Origin of the sequence: Corynebacterium sp. AOP40-4SA-5, from assembly GCF_052377355.1 — a bacterium.
In the GTDB taxonomy this organism is placed as follows: Bacteria; Actinomycetota; Actinomycetes; order Mycobacteriales; family Mycobacteriaceae; genus Corynebacterium.
In genome coordinates this window covers 1-354 of the sequence record NZ_JBQSWS010000069.1, presented here as the reverse complement: position 1 = coordinate 354, position 354 = coordinate 1, and the positions used below count along the sequence as shown (strand labels likewise).

The following is a 354-nucleotide window of genomic DNA, read 5'->3' as shown; positions in this document are numbered from 1 at the left end:
CGTGATCGGCCCGCTGTTCCCCGCCGCGAAGGCCACAGGCCGCCCACCGGTCGACCGACGTCTCGTGGTGGAGGCCACCGCCTGGCGTTTTCGTACCGGCGCACCGTGGCGCGATCTGCCAGAGCGCTTCGGCAACTGGAATACGATCTACAAGAACTTCCACCGCTGGGCCACAGCCGGGGTGTGGGCAGAGTTACTCAGCTATGTTCAGTGCGCCGCCCACCGTGCCGGCGAACTGGACTGGGTCACCTCAATCGACTCCACCATCGTGCGGGTACACCAGCACGGCTCCACCCTGCCGCGCATCACAGGGGGCACACGCGAATTACAACAATCAGAGCTCCGAGCCGTCTG

The 354-nt window shown here is 65.5% G+C and carries 1 protein-coding gene; it reads left to right on the top strand.

The window, feature by feature from the left end:
* Positions 1–354, top strand: a 354-nt coding sequence (locus ACT3S3_RS15310; RefSeq protein WP_444627021.1) for a transposase, incomplete at both ends; no start/stop codon positions are given.